We start from the raw sequence: 20492 nt of genomic DNA on the forward strand, positions 1-20492 counted from the left end.
CAGATCAATATCTGTGTTTTAAAGATTTAATGTTGACCTTAAAGATTTCGTGGTTAAGTATTGCTCCCACTGATGCAAAACCACAAACAAAGGAAGACGCAATGAAAGCACTGGCAAGATTTGGTAAGGCCTTTGGCGGCTATAAGATGATTGATGTTCCGGAACCGGTCTGCGGTCCGGATGATGTCGTGATTGAAATCAAGGCGGCAGCCATTTGCGGCGCGGATATGAAGCACTACAACGTCGATAGCGGATCCGACCAATTCAACTCCATTCGCGGCCACGAATTTGCCGGTGAAATCGTCCGGGTCGGCGAAAAGGTTAAGGACTGGAAAGTGGGCCAGCGGGTGGTTTCTGATAATAGCGGGCACGTCTGCGGCGTGTGTCCGGCCTGCGAACAAGGTGATTTTCTGTGTTGTACAGAAAAAGTTAATTTAGGTCTTGATAACAATACCTGGGGCGGCGGATTTTCGAAATACTGCCTGGTGCCGGGGGAGATCCTCAAAATTCATCGCCACGCGCTGTGGGAAATCCCGCCGGGCGTTGATTACGAAGAAGCGGCGGTGCTGGATCCTATCTGTAACGCCTATAAATCTATCGCTCAACAATCCCAATTTCTCCCCGGTCAGGACGTGGTGGTCTTCGGTACCGGTCCGCTAGGGCTCTTTGCCGTACAGATGGCGCGCATCATGGGGGCCGTCAATATCGTGATGGTCGGGCTGGAAGAGGACGTCGCGGTGCGTTTCCCCATCGCTAAAGCGTTGGGCGCGACGGCGGTGGTCAACGGTTCGAGCGAAGATGTAGTTGCGCGCTGTCAGGAAATTTGCGGCAAAGATAATCTCGGTCTGGTTATCGAATGTTCAGGCGCCAACATTGCCCTCAAACAGTCTATCGAAATGCTGCGCCCCAACGGTGAAGTGGTCCGCGTGGGGATGGGCTTCAAACCGCTGGACTTCTCCATCAACGACATCACTGCCTGGAACAAAAGCATCATCGGCCATATGGCTTACGACTCCACCTCCTGGCGCAACGCCATTCGACTGCTCGCCAGCGGCGCGATCAAAGTCAAACCAATGATTACTCATCGCATTGGCCTGTCGCAGTGGCGCGAAGGTTTTGATGCCATGGTCGATAAAACCGCGATTAAGGTCATCATGACTTACGACTTTGATGAATAATTCATTTATTAAAGGAAGGTTCCCGGATGGAACAGATAGCAAAACCGCACTGCGGCGCCAGGCTCGATCGCCTGCCCGACTGCCGCTGGCACGCTTCAATGTTTGCCATGGTCGCTTTCGGATTACTTGTCTGCTGGAGTAATGCCGTAGGCGGGTTAATACTCGCGCAGCTAAAAGACCTGGGCTGGACCGATAATTCCACGACCGCTACGTTTTCTGCCATTACCACGGCGGGAATGTTTCTTGGCGCGCTCGGTGGCGGCATTATCGGCGATAAGATCGGGCGTAAAAATGCGTTCATCCTGTATGAAGCGATTCATATTATTGCCATGGTCATTGGGGCGTTTTCGCCGAATATGATCTTTCTGATTGCCTGTCGTTTTATCATGGGGGTAGGGTTAGGCGCGCTGCTGGTGACCTTATTTGCCGGATTCACCGAATATATGCCCGGCAGAAATCGCGGCACCTGGTCCAGTCGGGTCTCGTTTATCGGCAACTGGTCTTATCCGCTCTGTTCGCTGATTGCGATGGGATTAACGCCGTTAATCAGCGCGGAATGGAACTGGCGCGTACAGCTGCTGATCCCGGCGGTGCTGTCGCTAATTGCTACCGTTATTGCCTGGCGCAGTTTCCCTGAATCGCCACGCTGGCTGGAGTCTCGCGGACGTTACGCGGAAGCGGAAAAGGTGATGCGGGCCATTGAAGAGAGGGTCGTGCAGCAAACCGGTAAGCCATTGCCGCCAGTGGTAATAGAAGATGATGGTAAAGCGCCGCGCGCGGTTCCTTATTCAGCCTTATTAACCGGCGTATTACTCAAGCGGGTTATTTTAGGCTCCTTCGTCCTGATTGCCATGAATGTCGTCCAGTATACCTTAATTAACTGGCTGCCGACGATATTTATGACCCAGGGCATTAATCTGAAAGACTCCATTGTTTTAAACACCATGAGTATGTTCGGCGCGCCGTTTGGCATTTTCATCGCCATGCTGGTGATGGATAAAATACCGCGGAAAACTATGGGTGTGGGCTTATTGGTATTAATCGCCGTGCTGGGATATATCTATTCTCTGCAAACCAGTATGCTGCTCATCACATTAATTGGCTTCTTCCTGATTACGTTTGTCTATATGTACGTTTGCTACGCCTCAGCGGTCTATGTGCCGGAAATATGGCCGACCGAAGCGAAGCTTCGTGGTTCAGGCCTGGCGAACGCGGTGGGGCGCATCAGCGGTATCGCCGCGCCCTATGCGGTGGCGGTATTACTTAACGGCTATGGCGTAACCGGGGTATTTGTGCTGCTGGGGGCCGTCTCCATTATTGTTGCGGTCGCTATCGCCACAATCGGAATTGAAACTAAAGGCGTCTCTGTCGAAAGTCTCGGTATTGATGCCGTTACCAGCAAATAATATTGACGGAAAATAAAATGAATAATTCAAAAGCGATTTTAAAAACGCCGGGTATGATGAAAATCATCGCTGCTGATATTCCGGTACCCAAAGAACATGAAGTGCTGATCAAAATTGAATACGTTGGTATTTGCGGTTCAGATGTTCACGGTTTCGAATCAGGTCCCTTTATTCCGCCGAAAGATCCCAATCAGGAAATTGGTCTGGGGCACGAATGCGCCGGTACGGTGGTCGCGGTGGGAAACCGCGTGAGCAAATTTAAACCCGGCGACCGGGTGAATATTGAACCCGGGGTGCCGTGCGGCCACTGCCGCTACTGTCTGGAGGGGAAATACAATATCTGTCCTGACGTTGATTTCATGGCCACGCAGCCAAATTATCGCGGCGCGTTAACCCACTACCTGTGCCATCCGGAGAGCTTCACCTATAAGCTGCCCGACAATATGGACACGATGGAAGGCGCGCTGGTGGAGCCTGCGGCGGTCGGCATGCATGCCGCAATGCTGGCGGACGTCAAGCCTGGCAAGAAAATCGTCATTCTTGGCGCAGGCTGTATTGGTTTAATGACCCTGCAGGCATGCCTTTGCCTGGGGGCTACTGATATCACGGTGGTTGATGTGCTGGAAAAACGCCTGGCCATGGCCGAACAGCTCGGGGCCAAAGTCGTTATCAACGGCGCAAAAGAGGACACCGTCGCGCGCTGCCAGCAGTTATCCGGCGACATGGGGGCTGATATCGTATTCGAAACCGCCGGTTCGGCCATCACCGTTAAGCAGGCACCGTATCTGGTCATGCGTGGAGGGAAAATCATGATCGTCGGTACGGTCCCCGGGGATTCGGCAATTAACTTCCTGAAAATTAACCGCGAAGTATCGATTCAGACCGTTTTCCGCTATGCCAACCGCTACCCGGTGACTATTGAAGCTATCTCCTCCGGCCGTTTCGATGTGAAGTCGATGGTGACGCACATTTACGACTACGAGGATGTTCAGCGCGCGTTTGAGGAATCTGTTAATAACAAACGCGAGATGATTAAAGGCGTTATTAGAGTTAACCATTAATTTATTAAAAAGGGAGAAACAACTATGCTGGCTGATATTAAATATTGGGAAAATGATGCGCTAAATAAACATTATGCCATTGCCCACTTTAACGTGTGGAATGCCGAAATGCTGATGGGCGTTATCGATGCCGCGGAAGAGTCAACATCGCCGGTGATTATCTCTTTCGGCACTGGATTTGTGGGCAATACCTCGTTTGAAGATTTTTCGCATATGATGGTTTCAATGGCCAAAAAGGCCTCGGTACCGGTGATTGCGCACTGGGACCACGGACGCAGCATGGAAATTATCCACAATGCGTGGGCCCATGGCATGAACTCCCTGATGCGCGACGCTTCCGCCTTTGATTTCGAAGAGAATATTCGTCTGACCAAAGAAGCGGTGGACTTCTTCCACCCGCTGGGCATTCCGATCGAAGCGGAGCTGGGACACGTGGGCAATGAAACGGTCTACGAAGAAGCGCTGGCGGGCTATCACTATACCGATCCGGATCAAGCGGCGGAATTCGTCGAGCGCACCGGCTGCGATTCCCTGGCGGTAGCGATTGGTAACCAGCACGGGGTCTATACCTCAGAGCCGAAACTCAACTTTGAGGTGGTGAAACGCGTGCGCGAGGCGGTATCCGTTCCGCTGGTACTGCACGGCGCATCCGGCATTAGCGACGCGGATATTAAGCAGGCTATTTCGCTGGGTATTTCCAAAATTAACATTCATACCGAACTGTGCCAGGCGGCGATGGCGGCAGTGCAGGAGAACCAGAATCAACCGTTCCTGCACGTTGAGCGCGAAGTGCGCAAAGCGGTCAAAACGCGCGCGCTGGAGAAAATCAAACTGTTTGGCTCTGACGGTAAAGCGGAATGACAACATGGATAATATCGAGGTTATTTGTATAGGCGCGGCCATTGTTGATATTCCCCTGCAGCCGGTGAGCAAAAATATCTTTGATGTTGACTCATATCCCTTAGAACGCATCGCCATGACCACCGGGGGGGACGCAATTAACGAGGCAACCATTATTTCCCGACTCGGTCATCGAACGGCATTAATGAGTCGGGTAGGGGACGACGCGGCGGGACATTTTATTCTTGCACACTGTCGCCGGGAGAATATTGATATCCACAGCCTGAAGCAGGATGGCGAAATCGATACCTCCATTAATGTGGGGCTGGTCACCGCCGATGGCGAGCGTACTTTTGTGACTAACCGCAATGGTAGTCTGTGGAAGCTGAATATTAACGATGTGGACTTTGGCCGCTTTTCTCAGGCAAAACTGCTGTCGCTGGCGAGCATTTTTAATAGCCCGCTGCTCGATGGTAAAGCGTTAACGGAGATATTCACTCAGGCCAAAGCACACGGATTAATTATTTGCGCCGATATGATTAAGCCGCGGCTTAACGAAACTCTGAACGATATTCGCCAGGCGCTGAGCTACGTCGATTATCTGTTTCCCAATTATGCCGAGGCAAAACTGCTCACCGGCAAAGAGACGCTGGATGAGATCGCCGATAGCTTCCTGAACTGCGGGGTAAAAACGGTGGTTATTAAGACCGGCAAGCGAGGCTGCTTTATTAAGCGTGCCGATATGAAGCTGGAAGTGCCGGCGGTTTCAGGCATTACCGCCATCGACACCATTGGCGCAGGGGATAATTTTGCCTCGGGATTTATCTCCGCGCTGCTTGAAGGCAAACCGCTGCGCGAGTGCGCGTTGTTTGCTAACGCCACGGCGGCGATCTCGGTGCTGAGCGTAGGCGCCACGACGGGCGTGAAGAACAGAACGCTGGTTGAACAACTTCTCGACGAATATGGAGGGTAATAGCAGCAGATGAAAATGATTTCTTTAGGCAGTACGGATATCACGCTTTCCCGAATGGGATTAGGCACATGGGCCATTGGCGGCGGCCCGGCGTGGAACGGCGATCTCGATCTGCAGATATGTCTCGACACCATTGTTGAGGCGCATCGCTGCGGGATCAATCTGATTGATACCGCGCCAGGCTACAACTTTGGCAACAGCGAAGTGATTGTTGGCCAGGCGCTTAAACAGCTGCCGCGCCGCGAGGTCGTTGTCGAAACCAAATGCGGTATCGTCTGGGAGCGCACGGGCAGCCTGTTTAATAAGGTGGGCGATCGCCAGCTGTATAAAAACCTGACGCCCGAGTCGATTCGCGAAGAGGTGGAGGCCAGCCTGCAAAGGCTGGGCATCGATACTATTGATATCTATATGACCCACTGGCAGTCGGTAGAGCCCTGCTTTACGCCAATTGCGGAGACCGTAGCCACGCTGAACGCGCTTAAGAAAGAGGGGAAAATTCGCTCTATCGGCGCGGCGAACGTAGATGCCGGGCATATCAGAGAGTACCTCAAGCACGGTGAGCTGGATATCGTGCAGGCCAAGTACAGCATTCTTGACCGGGCGCTGGAGGCCGAGCTACTGCCGCTCTGTCAACAGAACGGCATTGTAGTGCAGGTCTACTCGCCGCTTGAGCAGGGGCTACTGACCGGGACTATCGGCCGTGATTATATTCCCGGCGGTGCGCGGGCCAATAAGGTCTGGTTCCAGCGGGAAAATATGCTGCGCGTGATTGATATGCTTGAGCAATGGCAGCCGCTATGCGAAAAATATCGCTGTACCATCCCCGCGCTGGCGCTGGCGTGGATATTAAAGCAAAGCGATCTCATTACCCTGCTGAGCGGCGCTACGGCGCCCGAGCAGGTACGCGAGAATGTCGATGCGCTGAACATCGCTCTGACTGATGATGATTCATTATTGATGAGGCGAATGGCGGAAGCGCTGGATCCTAAATAAGAGAGAAGACGCGGACCTCTGTTTCTGTGTAAAAGAGTATTAAATCTGTGATTCAGACAGGTTCTTTTGAAAATAAACATAGCCTGTGCGATACTAGAATCTTATTATGACTTTGCAGGAAACAGAGGTGTCATCGTGGCGGCAAAAGACAGGATTCAGGCCATAAAGCAAATGGTGGCTAATGATAAGAAAGTAGCGGTTTCTAATTTAAGCGCAATTTTTCAGGTCACTGAGGAAACCATCCGTCGCGATCTAGAAAAGCTCGAAGATGAAGGTTATTTGACCCGCACGTACGGCGGCGCTGTATTAAATACCAATGCTTTAGCTGACAATATTCATTTTTATAAACGCGCTAAATCTTTTTTAGAAGAGAAGCAGATCATTGCCCGCAATGCATTACCGTTTATAAAGAATAAAACCACCATGGCTGCCGACTCCAGCAGTACCGCGATGGAGTTATTAAAGCTGTTGAAAGAGAGAAACGATCTCACGCTGTTAACCAACTCGGCGGAAGCCTTTCATGAGCTGGCACAGTCTGAAATCAACGTGGTATCTACCGGCGGCGAGCTCAATAAGAATACGCTGTCGCTGCAGGGAAGGATCACTAAGGAAATTATTAGCCGCTATCATGTTGATATTATGGTGATGAGCTGCAAAGGGCTGGATATGCAGAGCGGGGCGCTGGACTCTAACGAAGCGGAAGCGGAAATTAAGAAAACCATGATCCGCCAGGCGACCGAAGTCGCTTTGCTGGTCGATCATTCAAAATTCGATCGCAAAGCATTCGTCCAGCTCGTGGATTTTAGCCATATTAATTACCTTATCACCAATAAGGCGCCGGGTGCACAGTGGATTGCATTTTGTAAAGAAAATAATATTCAACTTGTTTATTAACATTAAGATTGGCTGTATCGATATTATTTTAATTTGCACCTGGATAATGCCATAAAAATTTAATGATGATGGCTGGCGCGGCAAAAATGATTCTGCCGCGATGGCCATACTTTATATTTTAGCTGAATTTGAGGCATCCAGATGGAACAATGTGACCCTATCGGCGTAAGATTAGACCGCTTACCTTTATCGCGATTTCATTTTCGTATTTTTGGCATTATTAGTTTTAGTTTATTAATCACCGGTTTTCTCAGCTATTCCGGCAACGTGGTGCTGGCAAAGTTAGTCAGCAATGGCTGGTCAAATAACTATCTCAACGCCGCATTTACCTCGGCGCTGATGTTTGGCTACTTTATTGGTTCGTTGACCGGAGGTTTTATAGGCGATTATCTCGGGCGACGTAAAGCATTTCGCCTGAATTTACTGATCGTCGGGGTCTCTGCCTGTGCGGCAACCTTTGTGCCCAACATGTACTGGCTTATCTTTTTTCGCTGTCTGATGGGCTGCGGAATGGGGGCGCTGATTATGGTGGGCTATGCCTCCTTTACCGAATTTATTCCGCCCGCGGTACGTGGAAAATGGTCCGCTCGGCTCTCCTTTGTCGGCAACTGGTCGCCTATGCTATCGGCGGCAATTGGCGTCGTGGTGATAGCTTTTTTAAGCTGGCGGATGATGTTTCTGTTCGGTGGAGGAGCCATGCTGCTGGCCTGGTATCTGTCGGGAAGATACTTTATTGAATCTCCCCGCTGGCTGGCCGGAAAAGGGCAGCGCAGCGCCGCTGAAAAGCATCTCCAGCAGGTAGAGTCGCAAATCGAGAGAGAGAAAAATATTACCTTACCGGCCTGGCAAAGCGCGGATCAAACGGCGGATGTGTGTGTGGAAAGCGGCTCTTTCTGGCTGCTGTTTAAAGGCCAGATGCTGCGGCGCACGCTGGTGGCAATCACCGTGCTAATCGCCATGAATATTTCGCTCTATACCATTACGGTGTGGATCCCGACAATTTTCGTCAATTCGGGCATCGACGTGACGAAGTCAATCTTGATGACCGCGATTATTATGATTGGCGCGCCGGTGGGAATATTTATCGCCGCGCTGATTATCGACCGTTTTCCGCGGCGGTTATTTGGCTCATCGCTGCTGATTATTATTGCGGTGCTCGGCTACTTCTATTCGATTCAAACCGCAGAGTGGGCCATCTTAAGCTATGGCCTGGTGATGATCTTTTTCCTGTATATGTACGTCTGCTTTGCCTCGGCGGTGTACGTGCCGGAGCTGTGGCCAACGCATCTCCGGCTGCGCGGTTCAGGCTTTGTCAACGCGGTAGGGCGAATTGTCGCCGTCTTTACTCCCTACGGCGTCGCTGTCCTGCTGACCCGCTACGGCGCGATTACGGTTTTTATGGTGCTCGGGGTGATGCTGGTACTCTGTGCGCTGATCCTGTTCTGCTTTGGCATCGAAACGCGCAAGATATCGCTGGAGGAGATTTCAACGCTGGCCTGAGAAATGCGCCGACAGGGAAAATGCCTGTCGGCACCGGTTATGCGTGGGTTTCCAGCCAGTCGTCCAGGGTATAGAGGGTGGCGCCCGCGGCGGCCATCTCCATAAATGCCTGATTGCTGTCGTGCGGCTGAATATTCACCCCGCGGCAGCCGTCGGTAATGACGTTGACGTTGTAGCCCAGATTGAGAGCGTCGAGCACGGTAAACTTGACGCAGTAGTCGGTGGCCAGACCCAGCACCGCGAGTTCGCGAATATCGCGCTCGCGCAGCCACGCATCAAGCTGCGTTTTCTGTCGGTGGCCGTTGTCGAAAAAGGCGCTGTAGCTATCTATGGCCGGATTTTCGCCTTTGTGGAAGACGGCAGCGATATGCTGCTGTTTGAGCAGCGGATGCAGAGCCGCGCCTTCGCTGTTTTGCACGCAGTGATCCGGCCAGAAAGTTTGCGCCAGGCCGTCGAGCTCGCCCTGGGTATAGGGTTCAACCTGATGCTGGCTGGCAAAGCTGCCGTGATTCGCCGGATGCCAGTCCTGGCTGGCTACCACCGTTTCGCCCCGCGTCAGGCTCCAGTCGATAAGCAGGTTGGCGACGTCAACCGTACTATCGCCCTGCGGGACCGCAAGTGCGCCACCGGCGCAGAAATCATTTTGTAAATCGACCAGAAGCAGCGCGCGCTGGGTCATGTGTTTCTCCTTACTCATCGGGGGTCAGTTCGCCGCGCAGGTTCTCCTGCATTGCGCGACGGATAGCCGCAACGTCCAGATCCTGACTCAATAAATAGTGTAGCTTGGTCAGCGTGGCTTCGACGGTCATATCAAAACCGCTAATCACCCCGGCCTGAGCCAGCGCGTTACCGGTGGCGTAACCGCCCATATTCACCTTGCCGGACATACACTGGGTCAGGTTAATCACCACGATACCGCGCTGGCTGGCTTCAGCCAGGACCTGAATAAATTCGCCGTTCTGCGGCGCGTTACCGACGCCATATGAGCGCAGGATCAGCGCTTTGACCGGCTGGCGCAGGAAATTGCGCACGACGTCGGCGGAAATGCCGGGATAAATGGTCACCACGCCAATCGGCTGCGGCGTGATAGGGTGAACCACCAGCTCACCGCTGCCGTGCGGTGCGGGTGGGGTGCCGAGACGGCGAATATGGATCCCGGCTTCCAGCAGCGGCGCCAGGTTTGGCGAAGCGAAGGCGTTAAATCCGTCGGCGTGGGCCTTTGTTGTACGGTTGCCGCGGTAGAGACGGTTGTTGAAGAACAACGACACTTCGTTAATCGGATAGTTGGCGGCGACGTACAGGGCATTGAGGAGATTAATCTGCCCGTCGGAGCGTAGCTCAGCGAGCGGAATTTGTGACCCTGTCACAATGACCGGTTTCCCCAGATTCTCCAGCATGAAGGAGAGCGCCGAAGCGGTAAACGCCATGGTATCCGTACCGTGCAGGATCACGAAACCGTCGTACTGGTCATAACGATCGCGAATATCCTCGGCGATATGCTGCCAGTCTTCCGGCGTCATATCGGAGGAGTCCATCAGCGGAGCATATTCATGAATGGTGAAGTCCGGCATCTCCGGACGGTGAAACTCGGGCATCAAAGCCAGCTGGCGCTGGAGATGGCCGGAAACGGGAATGTAGCCGTGTTCAGAACGCTGCATACCAATGGTGCCGCCAGTATAGGCAACGTAGATAGATTTCTTCTGCATAGCATCGCTTAGGTTAAACGTAGACAGGCGCAGTATATACCCGTCACGCCGCAAGTTGCAGGGGCGTCGGCTGCTTTCGTGTATTGCATGGCTTGCCTGACACAAAAACATTTACGCTGCATCGAGGCGGCAAGCAATGAAATCTATGGGAGCATAGTGACTATGGGGCCAGCGTTGCTGCGCGTAGCCAGGAAAGAGGCGGCGGGAAGGATGAAGTGAAAAATGCCGCCCCGTGGAATGGGGCGGCGTGGGATTAACGAATGTTGGCGCAGGTCAAGCAGAAGGCGTAGCGATTCTGCGGATCATTAAAGGCCGCCAGCTTGTCGCTTTCGTTTTTCACTGCATTAGCCGCAGCGGCCACCGGCGCAGGCAAATAAGCCTGAACCGCCGCCGGCAGCGCCGCGCGAACGGAACCGGTCAGGCTATCGACCACCATCGAGAAGAAGGTCGGCTCTTCCTGATAATAATTGATATGCCACTCTTTCAGCTTCGCCAGCTCTGCGGCTTTTGCCACCGCGTCGTCAAAGTCGCCAAGGCTGTCGACCAGACCGTTTGCTTTCGCATCTTCACCGGTCCAGACGTGGCCCTGGGCGATTTGGTCGATTTTTTCCGGCGTGCTCTTACGCGCGTTCGCCACCAGGGTGATAAAGCGCTTATAGCCGTTTTCGATGCTGAGCTGCATCAGCTGTTGTACTTCCGGCGGAAGCGCTTTAGTGGTGGAGACATCGGCCAGCGGAGAGGTGGCCACGCCATCGGTATGAACGCCAATCGAGCCGAGCGTATTTTCGACGGTGTTAATTACCCCAAAGATACCGATAGAACCGGTCAGGGTGCTGGGGTTCGCGACGATATAATCCGCCGGGGTGGAGATCCAGTAGCCGCCGGAGGCCGCCATGCCGCCCATCGATACCACCACCGGTTTGCCGGCCGCTTTTGCCGCCGCCAGCTCTTCGCGAATCACCTCCGAGGCGCTGACGCTGCCGCCAGGGCTGTTTACCCGCAGTACGATAGCTTTCACTTTCGGATCGAGGCGGGCATCGCGGATCTGCGCAGCGGTAGTGTCGCCGCCGACGTTACCCGGCGTTTCCTCGCCATCCATAATCGCGCCGTTAGCAAAGATAACCGCTATCGCGGAGCCTTTATCGGCAGGCGTTTTCACGGTGTAGTCGTAGTAGCTGATCGCGCTGTAGTTATTATCCGCTTTGCTCCAGCCAAACTGCTTAGTCAGCGCTTTCTCCACTTCGGTAGAGGTGCCAAGCTCGTCAACCAGCTTGTTATCCAGCGCGTACCTGGCGGTGTCGCCATCAACTTTACGCAGACCGTCGAGGACCCTCTGAGCGCCAGGGAACAGCTGCTGTGCGGAGATCTGGCGGTTGGCGGCGATGGTGTTGAGGTAGTTTTGCCACAGTTCGCCAATCCAACGGCTATCCGCCTCGCGCGCTGCCGGGGACATATCATCGCGGATAAACGGCTCTACCGCTGATTTATAAGTGCCGACGCGGAAAACGTGGGTCGATACTTTGAGTTTGTCGAGCAGCGATTTGTAGTACAGGCCGTTGGTCGCGAAACCATGCAGATCCACTTCGCCCTGCGGCGAAAGCCAGATTTTATTGGCGAAGCTGGCCAGATAATACTGCCCCTGGCTGTAGCTGCTGCCAATGGCGTAGACCGGTTTGCCGCTATCGCGGAATTCGCGCAGCGCTTTACCGATGTACTGCATCGATGGCTGATCGCCGCCGGCAAAGTTTTTCAGATCCAGCACGATGCCGGTGATATTGCGGTCGTCTTTCGCCTGGCGAATTGTCTGCACAATATCAAACAGCGAGTTTTCCTGTAGGCGATCCGAGCTGGCGCCAAACAGTTGACGGCCAATGACCCCAAGTTTGCTGCTGGCCGAAGGTTTATCGACCACCACGCCGGTAATATCCATCAGCAGCGCGCCGCGAGTGGTATGCTCTGTTGTGTTACTGCTGAACTGGGCCCAGATACCGACGCAGGCCAGCACCAGCACAAGGAAAACCACGTTCAGTGCGAGCTGGCGAATGAAGTTGAGCACTCGCCATGTCCATTTAAAGATTCCGGCGAGCAGTCGCCAAAGAGTTCGCATGTATTCTCCCTAACCATTATCAAAATAGGGCAAGCCGCAGGGGCTGCCGCGTCTGGCTATCCTAATGAGAGTGCCGTCGGTTGTCAGCAGGAATCACCCGTTGGGCTGTAACAAAATCCTTGCTCATGTTAATTTTGTGAAAAATCACATCACAGGAGTTATACAGATGGATGCTCTCGAACTACTGGTTAATCGCCGCAGCGCTTCACGTCTGACCGACCCGGCTCCGGCGGGCGAACAGCTGGAAAACATCCTGCGCGCTGGCCTGCGCGCGCCGGACCACGGGACGCTACAGCCGTGGCGCTTCTTCATTATTGCCGATGAAGGGCGCGAGCGCTTCAGCCAGCTGCTGGAAAAAGGCGCGGTGGCGGCAGGTGGAGATGAAAAAGCGATTGAAAAAGCCCGCAGCGCGCCGTTTCGCGCGCCGCTGATCATTGCGGTGGTGGCGCGCTGTGAAGATCATCCAAAAGTACCCAAATGGGAGCAGGAGATGTCGGCGGGCTGCGCGGTGATGGCCATGCAGATGGCTGCTGTGGCGCAGGGGTTTAACGGCATCTGGCGCAGCGGCGCGTTAACCGAAAGCCCGGTTGTACGCGAAGGATTTGCCTGCCGCGAACAGGATAAAATAGTGGGATTTCTCTATCTGGGGACCCCGCAGCTCAAAGCGTCAACAACCATCGCTTTGCCGGATACCGCGCCGTTCGTGACGCGCTTCTGAGTCCGTTCTCATCATGCCGGGCGGTCCCGGCTCACCGCCGCCTAGGGGGGGAGCCCGGCTAAGCGCAGCGAGAGCCGGGTGGATGCAGCGCTGGTGTATCAGACTTGACGCCTTTCCCGTAGGCGGTGCTGGCGCACCTGTCCGGGCTATCAAACCGCGAACGGCTGGGAACCCGTAGTCCAGGCGTTTCAGGCGCCGCTTACGGGTTTTTAACGGCGACGACTTTACTTCTGCCTTTTCGCGAACTCCTCTTTCGCTTTCTGCAGCTGCTGCTGGAAGGCCGGATTGGTATGCAGCGTGGCGACGACCGCCGAACCGACGATACGCGCCGCATCTACGTCGCTCTGCCAGTGATAGCCGCAGATCACCCGGCTCTCGCCGAGCTCAAAGCCGCGCTTAAGGATTTCATTTTGCCGCTGGGGATTAATCTCAGCCAGCACCAGAGCGGTGGCCCAGCCGATAGAGGTGTGGCCGGAGGGGTAGGAGCCGTTTTTCGACAGCGTATCCTGTTCCTTGGTGTTACAGGTGGCGACGCCATAAAACGCAAATGGGCGAATGCGCATGTACTTCTCCTTTGCTCCTCGCGTCGCCAGGTCGCCGGCATCTTCAATCATATTGGTGAGCAGCTTGTGCAGCTCGGGCGCATCTTTGGCGGTAATGGGCGAGCCGAAGGCACCCGAGAAGGCGTTGGCGACGCCGCCGCCGCTCAGGTTTGCGTCTTCCGCCGCCAGTTTGCCGCGCTCGGTGCCGCGCAGCAGGCGTCCTTTCTCATACATGGCCTGATCGTTTAAAAACGCGATACTGCCCACCTCCGGCGGCGGCGGTAGCAGCGCGAGACTGTCGATAGCCTGCGCATTGGTCAGGTAGTAGAGATCCGGTTTGGTGGTGACGTCGTTACCGGCGGGAACCAGGGCGAAAGCGTTGATGGAGAAGAAACTGGCCAGGCAAAGGGCGAGAACACGCTTTTTCATGAAAACTTCCTTACGTTGTTATATGTCCAGACAAAACAGAATTTTTTGTTGTTACATTTCTGTCATTTTTTAGTAAAGGGTAAAATGACGACGAAAAAGCGGGCCCGTATCGCAAAATCGGTTTTTTGTCTGCTTAATGAGCAACCATACGCGATTTCGGACTGTCGCACTTACCACTCCGCCATTTGGGCGCTACCATATCGGGATTGCAATGACAGGAGATGTCCATGAGCGAGCAAGCCATTCGTTTAACGCAATACAGCCACGGAGCCGGTTGCGGATGTAAAATTGCCCCTAAAGTGCTGGAAACCATCCTGCAGAGCGACCAGGCCAAATTTATTGACCCGAATCTGCTGGTGGGGAATGAAACCAGCGATGATGCCGCGGTCTACGATCTCGGCAACGGTACCTCGATTGTCAGTACTACCGACTTTTTTATGCCGATCGTCGATAATCCGTTCGACTTTGGGCGCATTGCCGCGACAAACGCCATCAGCGATATTTTCGCTATGGGCGGCAAGCCGATAATGGCCATCGCTATCCTCGGCTGGCCCATCAATACGCTGGCGCCGGAAATTGCCCGTCAGGTAGTTGATGGCGGGCGTTTTGCCTGCCAGCAGGCGGGGATCGCGCTGGCCGGGGGCCACTCGATTGATGCGCCTGAACCCATCTTCGGTCTTGCGGTGACCGGCGTGGTTCCGACCGAGCGGGTGAAGAAAAACAGTACCGCTCAGGCCGGATGCAAACTCTACCTCACGAAACCGCTGGGTATCGGCGTGCTGACCACTGCCGAGAAAAAGTCGCTGCTGAAGCCGGAACATCAGGGGCTGGCGACGGAAACCATGTGCCAGATGAACCTCGTCGGCTCGGCGTTCGCCAACATTGACGGCGTGAAGGCGATGACCGACGTCACCGGCTTCGGACTGCTGGGGCATCTGAGCGAAGTGTGCCGCGGCGCGGGCGTACAGGCGCAACTCACCTATGCCAGTATCCCGAAACTACCGGGCGTGGAAGAGTATATTGCGGCCGGTGCGGTGCCGGGCGGAACCGGGCGAAACTTTGCCAGCTACGGGCATCTGATGGGCGAAATGCCGCCTGAGTGGCGCGATCTGCTGTGCGATCCGCAAACCTCCGGCGGCCTGCTGCTGGCGGTAACGCCGGAAGCCGAGGACGAGGTGCTGGCAGCAGCCGCTGAATATGGCATCACGCTGACCGCTATCGGCGAGCTGGTGACCGCCCGCGGCGGACGCCCTATGATCGAGATTCGTTGATTTCATGCGGCTGTTTATTGCAGAAAAGCCGAGTCTCGGCCGCGCCATTGCCGATGTGCTGCCAAAACCGCATCGCAAAGGCGACGGTTATATTGAATGCGGCAACGGACAGGTGGTCACCTGGTGTATCGGCCACCTGCTGGAGCAGGCTCAGCCGGACGTCTATGATGAGCGCTATGCGCGCTGGAATCTGCTCGACCTGCCTATCGTTCCGGAAAAGTGGCAGCTCCAGCCCAAGCCCTCGGTGACCAAACAGCTTAACGTGATTAAGCGTTTGCTTGGCGATGCGCAGGAAGTGATCCACGCGGGTGACCCGGACAGAGAAGGTCAACTGCTGGTGGATGAGGTGCTCGACTACCTGCAGCTGGCGCCGGAAAAGCGCCAGCAGGTGCAGCGCTGCCTGATTAACGATCTCAACCCGCAGGCGGTGGAGCGGGCGATTAACCGCCTGCGCGCCAATAGCGAGTTCGTTCCGCTGTGCGTCTCGGCGCTTGCCCGCGCCCGCGCCGACTGGCTGTACGGGATCAATATGACCCGCGCTTACACTATCCTTGGCCGTAACGCGGGTTATCAGGGGGTGCTCTCGGTCGGGCGCGTGCAAACTCCGGTGCTTGGCCTGGTGGTACGCCGCGATGAAGAAATTGAAAACTTCGTCGCCAAAGACTTCTTCGACGTAAAGGCGCATATCGTCACCCCGAAGGAGGAGCGTTTTGTCGCCACCTGGATCCCCAGCGAGGCCTGTGAACCCTACCAGGATGAAGAGGGACGGCTGCTGCATCGTTCGCTTGCCGAACATGTGGTCAAGCGCATTGAGGGCCAGCCGGCGACGGTGACCGCTTATAACGACAAGCGGGACTCCGAGCCAGCGCCGCTGCCGTTTTCCCTCTCGGCGCTGCAGATTGAAGCCGCGAAGCGCTTCGGATTTAGCGCGCAGAACGTGCTGGATATTTGCCAGAAGCTGTATGAAACCCATAAGCTGATTACCTATCCGCGTTCGGACAGCCGCTATCTGCCGGAAGAGCATTTTGCCGGAAGACATGCGGTGCTGAACGCCATCAGCGTACATGCGCCTGACCTGCTGCCGCAGCCGGTGGTGGACCCGGAGATCCGCAACCGCTGCTGGGACGATAAAAAGGTCGATGCCCACCACGCGATTATTCCGACCGCCCGCAGTTCACAGGTGAAGCTCAGCGACAACGAAGAGAAGGTTTATGGCCTGATTGCCCGCCAGTATCTGATGCAGTTCTGCCCGGATGCGGTGTTCCGCAAATGTCAGATCGATCTTGATATCGCCAACGGCAAGTTCGTGGCCAAAGCGCGTTTTCTGGCGGAAGCGGGCTGGCGAACCCTGCTGGGCAATAAAGAGCGCGATGAAGAGAATGACGGCATGCCGCTGCCGGTGGTGGCAAAGGATGACGAACTGCTGTGCGAAAAAGGCGAAGTGGTGGAGCGGCAGACCCAGCCGCCGCGTCATTTTACCGATGCGACCCTGCTGTCGGCGATGACCGGCATCGCCCGCTTTGTGCAGGATAAAGACCTGAAGAAGATCCTGCGCGCAACGGACGGCCTCGGTACGGAGGCGACCCGCGCCGGCATTATTGAACTGTTGTTCAAGCGCGGCTTCTTAACCAAAAAAGGGCGCTATATCCACTCTACCGACGCCGGGAAGGCGCTGTTCCATTCGCTGCCTGAAATGGCGACGCGTCCGGATATGACCGCCCACTGGGAGTCGATTCTGACGCAAATCAGCGAGAAGCAGTGCCGCTATCAGGACTTTATGCAGCCGTTGGTCGGTACCCTGTTCCAGCTTATCGACCAGGCCAGGAGCACGCCGGTACGCCGCTTCCGCGGCATTGTGGCGCCGGGCGACGGCAAGAAGAGCTTTAGCAAGGGGAAAGGCCGAGCCAAAGCGAAAGATAAAAAATCCGCCTCCGGCCCCGCGGCGGAAAGCCCGCAATAAAAAACCCCGGGAAGCCGGGGTTTTTCAATTATGCGCCGAACCCATATACCGGGTTCATTCAGCGAGTGGACTTAAATAACACCCTGCGCCAGCATTGCGTCGGCGACCTTCACGAAACCGGCGATATTCGCGCCGCGTACGTAGTTGGTCTGCTTCGCTTCACCGCCGTATTCAACGCAGGCGTGGTGGATATCCAGCATGATATGGTGCAGACGGGCATCCACTTTCTCCGCTTTCCAGCCCATGCGGGCGGCGTTTTGCGCCATTTCCAGACCTGAAGTGGCTACTCCGCCGGCGTTCGCCGCTTTACCCGGCGCGAACAGCACGCCCGCTTCGAGGAATAGATCGGTCGCCGCAATAGTGGTTGGCATGTTGGCGCCTTCCGCGACGGCCTTCACGCCGTTGGCAATCAGCTGACGGGCAGCGTCGACGTCCAGCTCGTTCTGCGTGGCGCATGGCAGAGCGATATCCACCGGCACGGACCACGGCTGTTTGCCTTCAAGGTAGGTCAGGCCGAACTCGCGCGCGTAATCCGCCACGCGGCCGTGGCAGCGCTCTTTAATGTCGATCAGGCGCGCCAGTTTTTCTTTGGTGAAGCCAGATTCATCAACCACGGTACCGTTGGAGTCGGAAGCTGTAATCACCCGTGCGCCGAGCTCCATGGCTTTTTCAATCGCGTACTGCGCCACGTTGCCCGAACCGGACACCGCGACGCGAGCCCCTTCAAAGCCCAAACCGTGGCGCTTAAGCATCGCTTCGGTGAAGTAAATCAGACCATAACCGGTGGCTTCCGGACGAATCAGGCTGCCGCCGAAGGAGAGACCTTTACCGGTGAATACGCAGGCGCTGTTGTTGGAGAGCTTACGCATCATCCCGGCCATAAAGCCCACTTCACGACCGCCTACGCCGATATCACCGGCCGGCACGTCGGTATCCGGGCCGAGGTGGCGATAGAGTTCGGTCATCAGCGCCTGACAGAAACGCATCACTTCGCCATCGCTTTTGCCTTTGGGATCGAAGTCGCTGCCGCCCTTACCGCCGCCCATTGGCAGGGTGGTCAGAGCGTTTTTGAAGGTTTGTTCAAAACCGAGGAATTTCAGAATCGACAGGTTTACGGAGGGGTGGAAACGCATGCCGCCCTTATAAGGGCCGATGGCGGAGTTGAACTGCACGCGCCAGGCGCGGTTAACCTGAACCTGATTGCGGTCATCAACCCAAACGACGCGGAACTGGATAGCACGCTCCGGTTCAACCAGACGTTCCAGCAAATTCATCTGACGATAGCGCGGATTTTCCTCAAGGAATGGCCACAGGGTGGTCATCACCTCGCGGACCGCCTGAGCAAATTCAGTTTGATTTGGATCGCGCTGTTGAACGCGGGCGAGAAAACCTTCCAGAGTGCACGTCTGATCCATAGATATAAGTTCCCCTTATGGTTGTGGTTGCGTCTATTTATTATGATTCGGCCCTTGAAAAAGCCGATTTTCCGACTATACCACCGGGAATCGTTAGGTAAGCAAGGAAAAATTGTTCGGAAAGCAAAATTTATAATCAGGCATGGGTCATAATCAAAAACGATGACCGCCGCCTGACAGAATTAGCGGGAGAGGAGATCGGCGCGCTGGGCGATAAAGGCTTCCAGCAGGGGGATGTCCGCTGGCGCAAGGTTGAAGCTAAAGGCCTCCTGCGGAGAACACCAGCGCAGCTGACTGTGATAGCGGGCGATGGGTTCGCCGCTAAAATGAGGGACCCACCAGGCGTGAAGATGAATAAGGCGAGCGGAAATTTCGCGCCGATGGCTGGCGATATAGCATCTCGGGCTGGCGTCGATCTCCAGCTCTTCCCGGAGCTCGCGGGCCAGCGCCTCGGCCTGGGTTTCGCCGGGTTCGACTTTACCGCCGGCAAATTCCCACATCCCCGGCTGATCCGCGTGGGGAGGGCGCTGCGCCAGCAAAATTTGCCCGTTGCGTTCGATAATGGCGGCAACAACATCAAGAGTTTTTAGCATGTGAATCATCGTTCTGTACGAAAGAATCGCCTATTATCACCGCCCTGGTACTCTGCAAACAACCCTGAATCCGCTGGAGAAACTTCGTGCTTGATCGTTATCTGCATCCGCGTTTGAAACCTGCCCTCAACGCCACCGCCGCTCTGCTGGATCGTCCAGCCGTCTCTCCCGACGGTCTGACCCTGCTTGGCTTTGCAATTGGCGTACTGGCGCTGCCGTTTTTAGCCCTGGGCTGGTATCAGGCGGCGCTGGCGGCGATAGTGCTTAACCGCCTGCTGGACGGCCTCGACGGCGCACTGGCCCGGCGACGCGGATTGACCGATGCGGGCGGTTTTCTTGATATTTCCCTCGATTTTCTGTTTTACGCCCTGGTGCCGTTTGGCTTTATTCTGGCCGACCCGGCGAGCAACGCGCTGGCGGGCGGCTGGCTGCTTTTCGCGTTTATCGGTACCGGCAGCAGCTTTCTCGCCTTTGCCGCGTTGGCGACAAAGCATCAGATCGCCAATCCGGGCTACGCCCACAAATCGTTTTACTATCTTGGCGGACTGACGGAAGGGACGGAAACCATCGCGCTGTTTGTATTGAGCTGTCTGTTCCCGGCGTGGTTTGCCTGGCTGGCGTGGATTTTTGGCGCGCTGTGCTGGCTGACGACCTTTACGCGGGTGTGGAGCGGATACCTGACCCTGAAACAGGTAAAAGAGTGATGAGCAGGTTTTGTGCCGGGCGGCGGCTGACGCCTTGCCCGGGCTACAGGTTCAGTGCCGTCTGCGGACCGGTAGCCCGGACAGATACGCCGCATCGCCTCCGGGAAACTCAGCTACGCTGCGCTTTGCTCCCGGGGGCGGCGCTTAACGCGCCTTGCCCGTATATGGACACCTCCCGTTATGCAAGCCATCTCTGCATTTT

General features: G+C 55.3%; 18 protein-coding genes. 12 read left to right on the forward strand and 6 right to left on the reverse strand.

The window, feature by feature from the left end:
- The first annotated feature begins 101 nt into the window (after positions 1–101).
- The 8 genes from ABLV12_RS22895 to ABLV12_RS22930 all read left to right on the forward strand — a co-directional run bounded on the left by ABLV12_RS22895 (position 102) and on the right by ABLV12_RS22930 (position 8845).
- The gene (locus ABLV12_RS22895) at positions 102–1178 is read left to right on the forward strand and encodes a zinc-binding dehydrogenase (protein ID WP_064398432.1); all 1077 of its coding nucleotides are present in this window, start codon (positions 102–104) and stop codon (positions 1176–1178) included.
- A 26-nt stretch (positions 1179–1204) separates the two neighbouring features.
- Entirely contained in the window at positions 1205–2584 is a 1380-nt protein-coding gene (locus ABLV12_RS22900; protein WP_017146094.1) for an MFS transporter, read from the forward strand.
- A 17-nt stretch (positions 2585–2601) separates the two neighbouring features.
- A complete protein-coding gene (locus ABLV12_RS22905; RefSeq protein ID WP_064370415.1) occupies positions 2602–3645 on the forward strand; it encodes an NAD(P)-dependent alcohol dehydrogenase in 1044 nt (347 codons plus the stop codon).
- Positions 3646–3669: 24 nt separating this feature from the next.
- Positions 3670–4506, forward strand: a complete 837-nt coding sequence (locus tag ABLV12_RS22910) for a ketose-bisphosphate aldolase (protein WP_325905773.1) — start codon at positions 3670–3672, stop codon at positions 4504–4506.
- Between the two features lie 4 nt (positions 4507–4510).
- Positions 4511–5458 (forward strand): sugar kinase, encoded by a 948-nt coding sequence (locus ABLV12_RS22915; RefSeq protein WP_348867371.1) that lies wholly within the window; start codon positions 4511–4513, stop codon positions 5456–5458.
- Between the two features lie 9 nt (positions 5459–5467).
- The gene (locus ABLV12_RS22920; protein WP_348867372.1) at positions 5468–6451 is read left to right on the forward strand and encodes an aldo/keto reductase; all 984 of its coding nucleotides are present in this window, start codon (positions 5468–5470) and stop codon (positions 6449–6451) included.
- Positions 6452–6586: 135 nt separating this feature from the next.
- Positions 6587–7345, forward strand: a complete 759-nt coding sequence (locus ABLV12_RS22925) for a DeoR/GlpR family DNA-binding transcription regulator (protein WP_004101292.1) — start codon at positions 6587–6589, stop codon at positions 7343–7345.
- A 141-nt stretch (positions 7346–7486) separates the two neighbouring features.
- Positions 7487–8845: an MFS transporter gene (locus ABLV12_RS22930; RefSeq protein ID WP_348867373.1), complete on the forward strand. Its 1359-nt coding sequence runs from the start codon at positions 7487–7489 to the stop codon at positions 8843–8845.
- 37 nt (positions 8846–8882) lie between these two features.
- On the opposite strand, the gene pncA is transcribed toward ABLV12_RS22930, so the two are convergent.
- From pncA to sppA, 3 genes are all read right to left on the reverse strand, one after another.
- Positions 8883–9524, reverse strand: a complete 642-nt coding sequence (gene pncA, locus ABLV12_RS22935) for a bifunctional nicotinamidase/pyrazinamidase (RefSeq protein ID WP_348867374.1) — start codon at positions 9522–9524, stop codon at positions 8883–8885.
- A 10-nt stretch (positions 9525–9534) separates the two neighbouring features.
- A complete protein-coding gene (gene ansA / locus ABLV12_RS22940) occupies positions 9535–10551 on the reverse strand; it encodes an asparaginase (RefSeq protein WP_004101295.1) in 1017 nt (338 codons plus the stop codon).
- A 253-nt stretch (positions 10552–10804) separates the two neighbouring features.
- The gene (sppA, locus tag ABLV12_RS22945; protein WP_160887609.1) at positions 10805–12658 is read right to left on the reverse strand and encodes a signal peptide peptidase SppA; all 1854 of its coding nucleotides are present in this window, start codon (positions 12656–12658) and stop codon (positions 10805–10807) included.
- 166 nt (positions 12659–12824) lie between these two features.
- On the opposite strand from sppA, the gene ABLV12_RS22950 reads away from it, so the two are divergent.
- Complete coding sequence (locus ABLV12_RS22950; protein ID WP_004121410.1) at positions 12825–13376, forward strand: NAD(P)H nitroreductase; 552 nt, start codon at positions 12825–12827, stop codon at positions 13374–13376.
- Positions 13377–13600: 224 nt separating this feature from the next.
- Here the strand turns inward: ABLV12_RS22950 and phoC are convergent, their stop codons facing one another.
- A complete protein-coding gene (gene phoC, locus ABLV12_RS22955; protein ID WP_064398422.1) occupies positions 13601–14347 on the reverse strand; it encodes an acid phosphatase PhoC in 747 nt (248 codons plus the stop codon).
- Between the two features lie 227 nt (positions 14348–14574).
- On the opposite strand from phoC, the gene selD reads away from it, so the two are divergent.
- Positions 14575–15618, forward strand: coding sequence for a selenide, water dikinase SelD (gene selD, locus ABLV12_RS22960; RefSeq protein ID WP_348867375.1), 1044 nt, complete (start codon positions 14575–14577; stop codon positions 15616–15618).
- A gap of 4 nt (positions 15619–15622) precedes the next feature.
- Positions 15623–17578 carry a DNA topoisomerase III gene (locus ABLV12_RS22965; protein ID WP_348867376.1) on the forward strand — a complete coding sequence of 652 codons (1956 nt, stop codon included), beginning with the start codon at positions 15623–15625 and terminating at the stop codon, positions 17576–17578.
- A gap of 71 nt (positions 17579–17649) precedes the next feature.
- On the opposite strand, the gene gdhA is transcribed toward ABLV12_RS22965, so the two are convergent.
- Complete coding sequence (gene gdhA, locus ABLV12_RS22970) at positions 17650–18993, reverse strand: NADP-specific glutamate dehydrogenase (RefSeq protein ID WP_004121398.1); 1344 nt, start codon at positions 18991–18993, stop codon at positions 17650–17652.
- A gap of 182 nt (positions 18994–19175) precedes the next feature.
- Positions 19176–19586: a pyrimidine (deoxy)nucleoside triphosphate diphosphatase gene (locus ABLV12_RS22975; protein ID WP_064398466.1), complete on the reverse strand. Its 411-nt coding sequence runs from the start codon at positions 19584–19586 to the stop codon at positions 19176–19178.
- A gap of 86 nt (positions 19587–19672) precedes the next feature.
- Between ABLV12_RS22975 and ABLV12_RS22980 the strand changes: the two genes are divergently transcribed.
- Positions 19673–20290, forward strand: a complete 618-nt coding sequence (locus tag ABLV12_RS22980; RefSeq protein ID WP_017146086.1) for a CDP-alcohol phosphatidyltransferase family protein — start codon at positions 19673–19675, stop codon at positions 20288–20290.
- Positions 20291–20492 lie beyond the last annotated feature (202 nt).

The sequence above is a fragment of the Klebsiella sp. CN_Kp100 genome, from assembly GCF_040065315.1.
Classification (GTDB): Bacteria; Pseudomonadota; Gammaproteobacteria; order Enterobacterales; family Enterobacteriaceae; genus Klebsiella; species Klebsiella oxytoca.

What these genes read in the sequence shown, in the direction of transcription:
- selD (WP_348867375.1), top strand. Translation starts at nt 14,575, where the DNA reads ATGAGCGAGCAAGCCATTCGTTTAACGCAATACAGCCACGGAGCCGGT.
- ABLV12_RS22965 (WP_348867376.1), top strand. Translation starts at nt 15,623, where the DNA reads ATGCGGCTGTTTATTGCAGAAAAGCCGAGTCTCGGCCGCGCCATTGCC.
- ABLV12_RS22895 (WP_064398432.1), top strand. Translation starts at nt 102, where the DNA reads ATGAAAGCACTGGCAAGATTTGGTAAGGCCTTTGGCGGCTATAAGATG.
- pncA (WP_348867374.1), bottom strand. Translation starts at nt 9,524, where the DNA reads ATGACCCAGCGCGCGCTGCTTCTGGTCGATTTACAAAATGATTTCTGC.
- ABLV12_RS22950 (WP_004121410.1), top strand. Translation starts at nt 12,825, where the DNA reads ATGGATGCTCTCGAACTACTGGTTAATCGCCGCAGCGCTTCACGTCTG.
- ABLV12_RS22920 (WP_348867372.1), top strand. Translation starts at nt 5,468, where the DNA reads ATGAAAATGATTTCTTTAGGCAGTACGGATATCACGCTTTCCCGAATG.
- gdhA (WP_004121398.1), bottom strand. Translation starts at nt 18,993, where the DNA reads ATGGATCAGACGTGCACTCTGGAAGGTTTTCTCGCCCGCGTTCAACAG.
- ABLV12_RS22910 (WP_325905773.1), top strand. Translation starts at nt 3,670, where the DNA reads ATGCTGGCTGATATTAAATATTGGGAAAATGATGCGCTAAATAAACAT.
- ABLV12_RS22975 (WP_064398466.1), bottom strand. Translation starts at nt 19,586, where the DNA reads ATGCTAAAAACTCTTGATGTTGTTGCCGCCATTATCGAACGCAACGGG.
- ABLV12_RS22915 (WP_348867371.1), top strand. Translation starts at nt 4,511, where the DNA reads ATGGATAATATCGAGGTTATTTGTATAGGCGCGGCCATTGTTGATATT.
- ABLV12_RS22930 (WP_348867373.1), top strand. Translation starts at nt 7,487, where the DNA reads ATGGAACAATGTGACCCTATCGGCGTAAGATTAGACCGCTTACCTTTA.
- phoC (WP_064398422.1), bottom strand. Translation starts at nt 14,347, where the DNA reads ATGAAAAAGCGTGTTCTCGCCCTTTGCCTGGCCAGTTTCTTCTCCATC.
- ABLV12_RS22905 (WP_064370415.1), top strand. Translation starts at nt 2,602, where the DNA reads ATGAATAATTCAAAAGCGATTTTAAAAACGCCGGGTATGATGAAAATC.
- ansA (WP_004101295.1), bottom strand. Translation starts at nt 10,551, where the DNA reads ATGCAGAAGAAATCTATCTACGTTGCCTATACTGGCGGCACCATTGGT.
- sppA (WP_160887609.1), bottom strand. Translation starts at nt 12,658, where the DNA reads ATGCGAACTCTTTGGCGACTGCTCGCCGGAATCTTTAAATGGACATGG.
- ABLV12_RS22900 (WP_017146094.1), top strand. Translation starts at nt 1,205, where the DNA reads ATGGAACAGATAGCAAAACCGCACTGCGGCGCCAGGCTCGATCGCCTG.